The organism is Collinsella sp. AM33-4BH (assembly GCF_003469205.1).
Lineage (GTDB): Bacteria > Actinomycetota > Coriobacteriia > Coriobacteriales > Coriobacteriaceae > Collinsella.
This window is the reverse complement of the sequence record NZ_QSIN01000002.1, coordinates 330,171-336,710: the sequence shown is the minus strand read 5'-3', so window position 1 is coordinate 336,710 and position 6,540 is coordinate 330,171. Positions and strand designations below refer to the sequence as shown.

At 56.3% G+C, this 6,540-nt stretch carries 9 protein-coding genes and 1 tRNA gene; 3 read left to right on the top strand and 7 right to left on the bottom strand.

The window, feature by feature from the left end; translation table 11 throughout:
• Both DW821_RS03030 and DW821_RS03025 read left to right on the top strand, forming a co-directional pair.
• Nucleotides 1-466: hypothetical protein (locus DW821_RS03030; RefSeq protein WP_233552981.1), on the top strand; the 466-nt coding region annotated here is incomplete at its 5' end.
• A gap of 141 nt (nt 467-607) precedes the next feature.
• Nucleotides 608-904 (top strand): hypothetical protein, encoded by a 297-nt coding sequence (locus tag DW821_RS03025; protein WP_117629397.1) that lies wholly within the window; start codon nt 608-610, stop codon nt 902-904.
• 12 nt (nt 905-916) lie between these two features.
• Here DW821_RS03025 and DW821_RS03020 read toward each other — a convergent pair whose 3' ends face one another.
• From DW821_RS03020 to DW821_RS03000, 5 genes are all read right to left on the bottom strand, one after another.
• Nucleotides 917-1,156, bottom strand: a complete 240-nt coding sequence (locus tag DW821_RS03020) for a hypothetical protein (RefSeq protein ID WP_117629396.1) — start codon at nt 1,154-1,156, stop codon at nt 917-919.
• Nucleotides 1,157-1,168: 12 nt separating this feature from the next.
• A complete protein-coding gene (locus tag DW821_RS03015; RefSeq protein WP_117629395.1) occupies nt 1,169-1,573 on the bottom strand; it encodes a hypothetical protein in 405 nt (134 codons plus the stop codon).
• Nucleotides 1,574-1,773: 200 nt separating this feature from the next.
• A complete protein-coding gene (locus DW821_RS03010; protein ID WP_117638269.1) occupies nt 1,774-2,142 on the bottom strand; it encodes a hypothetical protein in 369 nt (122 codons plus the stop codon).
• Between the two features lie 126 nt (nt 2,143-2,268).
• The gene (locus tag DW821_RS03005) at nt 2,269-3,168 is read right to left on the bottom strand and encodes a hypothetical protein (protein WP_117638268.1); all 900 of its coding nucleotides are present in this window, start codon (nt 3,166-3,168) and stop codon (nt 2,269-2,271) included.
• A 2-nt stretch (nt 3,169-3,170) separates the two neighbouring features.
• Nucleotides 3,171-3,419: a hypothetical protein gene (locus DW821_RS03000; protein ID WP_117638267.1), complete on the bottom strand. Its 249-nt coding sequence runs from the start codon at nt 3,417-3,419 to the stop codon at nt 3,171-3,173.
• A 361-nt stretch (nt 3,420-3,780) separates the two neighbouring features.
• Between DW821_RS03000 and DW821_RS02995 the strand changes: the two genes are divergently transcribed.
• Complete coding sequence (locus DW821_RS02995) at nt 3,781-4,620, top strand: DUF6273 domain-containing protein (protein WP_147487026.1); 840 nt, start codon at nt 3,781-3,783, stop codon at nt 4,618-4,620.
• Between the two features lie 546 nt (nt 4,621-5,166).
• Here DW821_RS02995 and DW821_RS02990 read toward each other — a convergent pair.
• A tRNA-Pro gene (locus DW821_RS02990) sits at nt 5,167-5,243 on the bottom strand.
• A gap of 80 nt (nt 5,244-5,323) precedes the next feature.
• Nucleotides 5,324-6,538 (bottom strand): bifunctional phosphopantothenoylcysteine decarboxylase/phosphopantothenate--cysteine ligase CoaBC, encoded by a 1,215-nt coding sequence (gene coaBC, locus DW821_RS02985; RefSeq protein WP_233545872.1) that lies wholly within the window; start codon nt 6,536-6,538, stop codon nt 5,324-5,326.
• Nucleotides 6,539-6,540 lie beyond the last annotated feature (2 nt).

Sequence of the window (6,540 nt, the reverse complement as noted above, 5' to 3'; positions counted from 1 at the left end):
CAGGAATACCTCGATACATACGAGGGAGGTGAATGACATGATAGGCAAGAGCTATGCAAAGATAGCGATTGTTGGCTTTGTACTTTGTCTTGCAATGGTGCTATGTGCATCATTTGCGAGGTATAGGTCCGAGCAGTCGTTCATCGATGGCGCTGAAAATGGGTTTGGCATAGACGGGATGTATGTCAACGATGGCGCGACCAGGCCGTCTATGGCGATTCTTGCAGGCGAAGACATGGAATGGCAAATCTGTAATGACGATGGTTCTTGTATGAGTGGTCGTTTGGCCGCAACGAGCGACCCGAATTCGTTCGATCTTCTCGACAATGATGGAGCGGATTGCGGTTCTGTTCACCTTTCATATGCATCGCGAGACGGGATGGACGGCATCCTCTACGTCTCCCACGAAAATGGCAATTTCAAGATGCGCAGGACTAACCGGGTGCCGGCTTTTATCGAGGAGTGAGAGTTCCCGGCGGCCTGCCGATCAGACCGCCGGGGTATTGAACCCCGCATTCATCCGTACACACACGGATGAATGCGGGAAGTGTCCGGATGAAGTTGATAATCAAGGAAACAAAGCCGTTCTGCCTGGGACGGCATTGGCTTGGACTTTAACTACAACATCGCAATCGACACTTATCAGCTCGCGCAACGCGCATGGCCAAATCTCGGACGCTGGTGCATGGAGGACCTTCGAGATTTACTGGACATCCAAAACGACGACGCACACCGCGTGCTCGCCGACTGCGAAGACGAGATGGCTGTCTACAATGCGATCAGAAACGGCGTGAAGTCCGGAGAGCTTTCTGTGGAACCGCCGCACCGTCGCGCGAGCCGACCGGGCAACCCGGGCAATCTGGTCCCGACTCTCCCGGTCGTATTCCTACGATATCGCCCCTAAATCACCAACGTGTCAGATAAAGAATGATGCAATGATTATGATCAAGCATACGGCGGATGCGACGACTGCGCCTTTTTTCCTCTCCTTTAGTCCGACGAATAGGGTTGCCGTAAAGTAAAGGGCGGAAAGGCAGTCTATGGCAAGCAAAACGAGTTCCTTGGGCGGTTTCAGCAAAAGGTCGCTAGCAAAGAGTAATGCAAGCAGGGCAAAGCCGATTGTGGTCAAGTATCTCGATTGATTTTGCGACAGCATGGCAACCTCCTTTTAGAACATGCAAGTGAAAAGTCGGCACGATGTCATTGCGGTTGCAAACAAGCCGCCGCCAGGACCGGTTGTCACGAGACCGGCGATAACTTCAGCGGTGCCAGCAAGGTAGGGATCGCGCAGGCAAGACTCCTCCTTCACGTTCAGCTTGACCTTGTGAGGGACGGTGCGGTTATTTGCAAATCCGTGAGAATCGCACCACGCCTTGGAATATGAATCCGTGCAGCGTCCGCGCTCAAAAAGGGATATATCGTAATTTTCGTCGTAGTTGTCTCCGACGTAGATTTCGCTGCTCTCGGCGGGAGACCCCTCGTCGGCATAGGCTGCCGCAACGGGCACAAATGGTGTCATGACAAGGGAGAGGCAAAGAGCTGCTGAGACGATGGAGAGCAGGCATTTCTTCATGGCTGGCTCCTTAATCTGGCCTTTGATAGTTACTTGATGTCGCCTCCTTCCGCTTTATATCCGTTGTATTTGGCGTATTTCTTTAATAAGGCAAGAGGTTCTTCCTCTCCTTCGGATAAGCCGATGATGTTTCCTTGATCATCCAGTATGAATATGGACGGAATATGCTCAAGTTCATATTGGTCATACACGGTCTTATCTTAATCTATGTATATGGGAAAGTCTCCTTCATGGACCGAGGCTTCTTCAATTGTGCTGTCCTCGGAAACAGTGAAAAGGTTCTTCCTTAAGGCTGCGAAATTATCAAGTTGTTGCATATCTTCTATGAGAGATTCGCAGTGCTGACACCACGATGCCCAGAACATCAAGATATTTTCCTCATTAGGTTTTAGCTTGTTAAAATAATTCACGTTTCGGCCGAGGCTGAAATTTTGGCCCATTTTAATGGACAAAGATGAGGGATAAGCATCGTGTTGCGGTTTGATATTGACGGCGATCAAGGCGGCGAAACACGTCAGAGCCGCCAAAGTCAGTAAGGCGATAACGCATTTTCTCGGTTTCCAGCTCATGACAGATCCCTCTCTCATGGTGAAACGCATACGTTTTGAAACGGGATACCGCTTCGATTCGTTCCGGACGCGGATGTGGACGTAACTGGTCTCGGTGCCAAGTGCGATTTCAGTGCTGTATATGACTTAACGGGAATGTCCGAGCAGTGTCGGAGTCTCCATCTGGATTGTTCCGACTGGAACATCAGCCCGAATACACTGCATAGCGACTCCAACAAGAACGTCCCCGGCGTAATCCTTTCCAAGGCCCGCGACGGCTATCTTCTTCCTCCTTTTCGAGAGGTTCGCAATCTTCATGCCGGCCTCTCTTGCCTTCTCGCCCGAATCCCCGTAGCCCTGCTCGGCCAGCCTCTCGAGGCTCTCCTTGGCGGCTTCAGCTTCCTTCCTGTTGCCCTTCTCGAGTATCGCGACGCTCGTCTTGTAGACCCTGTCCCTTCTGGATTCATCCAGGAACGCGGCATCTTCCAGATCCGCCATTTTCTCGCGCACGGCGCCGCAGTTCCAGCAGGTACCGCGCTTGAGGTTCACCGCACCGCAGCCGCACTGCCACCACCCGTCGTGTTCGGAATGGACGCCCGCGCATTTGAAGGTATCGGCCCCCATCTCGGAGAGCAGGACATCGCGTTCCGACTCCTCGACCCCGTTGAGTGCGAGTGGCGCGGGGCTATCGATGTCGATCGGGTCGCCGAAGGAGGTCTCGCCGTCCGCTCGGGTCACAACGGCACGCGAGCCGGTGATAACAGACAGCTTGATTCTCACCGCCTTGGGCCTGAGCACCTCGCCGGCGGGCAGGTCGGCATCTAGGAGCGAGAAGTCGACGGTCTCCGTCTCCCCTCCCTCGCCCTCGAGCCCGACAGTGAACTCTATGCGGCTGATGGGTTTCGTCGATACGTTGACGATCTTTGTTTGGAGGAAGCAGGCTCCCGTCTCGGTGTCTCTGGAGACTTGGATGGCTAACATCCTGACAGGGCAAAGCTCCTGCCAGGAGGGGTTGGCGTCGCGGTAGGCTATCTTGTATTTCGACATTACTACACCTCGGGCAGGGCGTCTTCGTCCCTTTGTGCGCTGGGCGCCGGTGCCGCTCGGTCGGGCAGAGCGCAGACGATCAGGCCGACCATGAGCGCGGTGCCGAAAAGGCCGATGAACCAGAGGATTCCCGCGCCATTGGTGTAATGCCCCTTGGCCCTGGCAATCTTAACGAGCTCCGCTACGCCGCAGATGTTGGCGGCGATCGCCAAGAGAGGCAGGAAGAAGATTATCAGCTCCAGGCTTCTCATTTTTGGTCCCTTCTTCTCGACCGCCCGCCTCGACACCGGCGGTCCTCCGTAACTTCCGGTAACACCAATTCTGCTGTCCTCACCTGCGAATTTGTTGAGCAACAAATTCGATTGAGTGAGCGGTTGATTGCGCCGCGAAGGCGTTTAGTTAATTACGTTTGCCGCTGCGGCAAGACCGATGCAGAAATCTGAAATAGCCCTACGCTCGGCGATGTATCTACAAACCCTGAGCGAAGGGAGCCGCAAATGCATGCAGCGGCAATTAACCTTCGGGGGGGGGGTATCTCCTAGGAGAACCCGCCTCCAAGGCCAATCTATCATCGAGTACGTCCTGATCATCGCCATCATCGGCCTGGTGATCGTGTTCGCGGGACCCGGCGTGGCGGGGGCCATCCGCAACCAGTTCAACCTGGTCGGCAACACGGTGAGCAATGGGACGACCGGCGGGGTCGAGGGCGGCGCAACCGGCGGCGGCTCTGCGGGAGCCGATTCCGCGACCGTCCAGGCGGCTGTCGCCAAGGACGCGAAGGACTGGACGCTCGACGAGCAGGAGGCCGTGGCCAAGGACATCGCCGCCAAGGGCGAGGCGTCGCCGGCGTACGCAAAGGCGAAGGCCGCGATGGACGCGGGGACGAAGTTCTCGATGAAGTTGACGAACGGCAAGACGCTCGAGTATCGCATCATCGGTATCAACCACGATGACCTCGCGGACGGCTCCGGTAAGGCTGGGCTCACGTTCGAGGTAACCAACACTGCCATGGACGAGCAGCGAATGAACGCCACGAGCACCAATGCCGGCGGCTGGGAGAAATCGGAGATCCGCGGCCGCCTCAATTCCGGTGACCTCTGGTCGCTCCTACCGATCGATCTCCAGTCCAAGGCGAAGGCCGTCACGAAGATGACCGATAACAAGGGTGGTGGCAGTGCCAGCGCCCCATCGGCCACGACCGATAAAGTCTTCCTGCTCTCGATGACCGAGATCTACGGAGACCGCCAGACTGACGGTACCCAGTACGAGTACTACAAATCCAAGGGCGTGACGTACTCGAACCATTCAGGGGTGTCGTCGAGCTTTTATCACTGGACGCGCTCCGTGGATCCGAGCGGCTCCGCGTACTTCCGCTGTATCTATAGCAACGGTAACTATAACGACTACGGCGCGACGTACTCGTATTGCATATGCCTCGCCTGGTGTTTTTAACCTGTCTTCTAGCTTGTCTTCTAGTTTGTCTTCTAGTTTGTCTAGTGAAAGGCCCGTGCAATCCTGCGCGGGCCTTTCTTTTGGCGATTACTTGAACAATTTGAGGTTCATGGTACAAAGGTAGTCGGTTCGAGGAAAAAGGGGTCGTACTGCGCCTCTCAGAGCGCCTGCCGCACTTCACCTCTATTACCTCTGCGGCGCCCTCGTATAGGGCCCATCCCGCTTGCCGTTTCGTTGCAACCGCTCACTTGTCCACCGGTCAAGTGAACTACTGGAATAAATACAGCGACACGCTTGTCCGTTACAGTCGCTATATCTGTGTAAATCGCCGCGATAAATACAGCCCGTACTCGGCTGTATACCAGCTACGCGTATGTAGATTCATATCGCGTTAATAAATCGGCTCAAGCGCGTGCAAAACGCGCAAGTAGCCGCAAAAGGCGAATATCGCGTAGGTAGATTTTTAGCACCCTGTTGCTTAATCAAAATTAAGCAATTGCTTAAAACAAAAAAGGTCAGGCACTAGGTGCCTGACCTGCAAACTTCTGGTCGGGACGACTGGATTCGAACCAGCGACCCCTTGACCCCCAGTCAAGTGCGCTACCAAGCTGCGCCACGTCCCGAAGCTTTTGTTTGTTGCTCTGCTCTCGCTCGCAACAGGGAGTATATTAACCCGAAACTTTGCCCTTGTGCAAGAACTTTTTTAAATATTTTGAAGCAAGTCCAAAATTGTATCTGCAAGCTGGGGTTTTGTTAGTACGGGAAGTTCTTGCGTACCCGCTTTGCTCACGATCCAGGCCTTGTTGGTATCGGTTCCGAAGCCTGAATCAGCGCGCGAGACATCGTTGGCGATGATCGCATCGCAACCCTTACGGGCAAGTTTGCGCTGTGCGTACTCCACGACGTTATCGGTCTCGGCCGCAAAGCCGATCACGCACCGCTCTCCCTTTTGGCGTGAAAGCTCGGCCAAAATATCGATCGTCTCGACCAGTTCGATGTGGTCCAGGCGCTCGTTGGCCTTTTTGAGTTTGTGGTCCGCAGGGGCGGCAGGCGTGTAGTCGGCGACGGCGGCCGCGCAAATGGCCGCATCGGCCGTCTGAAAGGCGCTCAGAGCCGCCTGCAGCATCTCTGCTGCGGTCTGCACGCGCACACACTCCACGCCGCGGCCCACGTCGAGCGATGTCGGCCCCAGCACAAGCGTGACCGCAGCGCCGCGGCGAGCGGCCTCCCCCGCCAGGGCGATGCCCATCTTGCCCGACGACCGGTTGCCAATGAAGCGCACAGGGTCAATCGGCTCGTGCGTGGGGCCGGCGGTAATCACGACGCGCTTGCCCGCCAGGTCTTGCGGGACGGGGTTGAGCACCTCGCAGACGGCCTCGACGATGCCCTCGGGCTCGCTCATGCGTCCCGTGTCCACGTCACCGCAGGCAAGGTAGCCGCTGCCGGGCCCCACCACGTGGACACCGCGCTCGCGCAGCGTGGCCATATTGGCCTGCGTCGCCGGCGCCTTCCACATACCGTTGTTCATGGCGGGTGCGACCACGATGGGTCGCGGTGTGGCAAGCAGCGTGGTGGAGATGAGGTCGTCGGCGATACCGTTTGCCATCTTGGCGATGATATTGGCCGTCGCGGGCGCCACGGCCACCAAATCGGGCTCCTGCGCCAGCGAAATATGGTGGATGGGGTCGGAGGGGTCGTCGAAAAGGCCCACCGCGACCGGCTCATTCGTGAGCGCACGGAAGGTGAGCGGGCCCACAAACTCCGTGGCATGCTCGCTCATAACGACCTTGACGCGCGCGCCGCGCTTTTGCAGCAGGCGCACGATATTGCACGACTTATAGGCGGCGATCCCGCCGGTAATGCCCAGCAGGATCGTTTTTCCCTCAAGTTGCATTGTATTGTTGGATGCCGCCGTCATCA

Excerpts from the sequence above, each read along its gene's own strand:
- DW821_RS03015 (WP_117629395.1), bottom strand. The coding sequence starts at position 1,573 with ATGAAGAAATGCCTGCTCTCCATCGTCTCAGCAGCTCTTTGCCTCTCC.
- DW821_RS03000 (WP_117638267.1), bottom strand. The coding sequence starts at position 3,419 with ATGAGAAGCCTGGAGCTGATAATCTTCTTCCTGCCTCTCTTGGCGATC.
- DW821_RS03005 (WP_117638268.1), bottom strand. The coding sequence starts at position 3,168 with ATGTCGAAATACAAGATAGCCTACCGCGACGCCAACCCCTCCTGGCAG.
- DW821_RS03010 (WP_117638269.1), bottom strand. The coding sequence starts at position 2,142 with ATGAGCTGGAAACCGAGAAAATGCGTTATCGCCTTACTGACTTTGGCG.
- DW821_RS03020 (WP_117629396.1), bottom strand. The coding sequence starts at position 1,156 with ATGCTGTCGCAAAATCAATCGAGATACTTGACCACAATCGGCTTTGCC.
- coaBC (WP_233545872.1), bottom strand. The coding sequence starts at position 6,538 with ATGACGGCGGCATCCAACAATACAATGCAACTTGAGGGAAAAACGATC.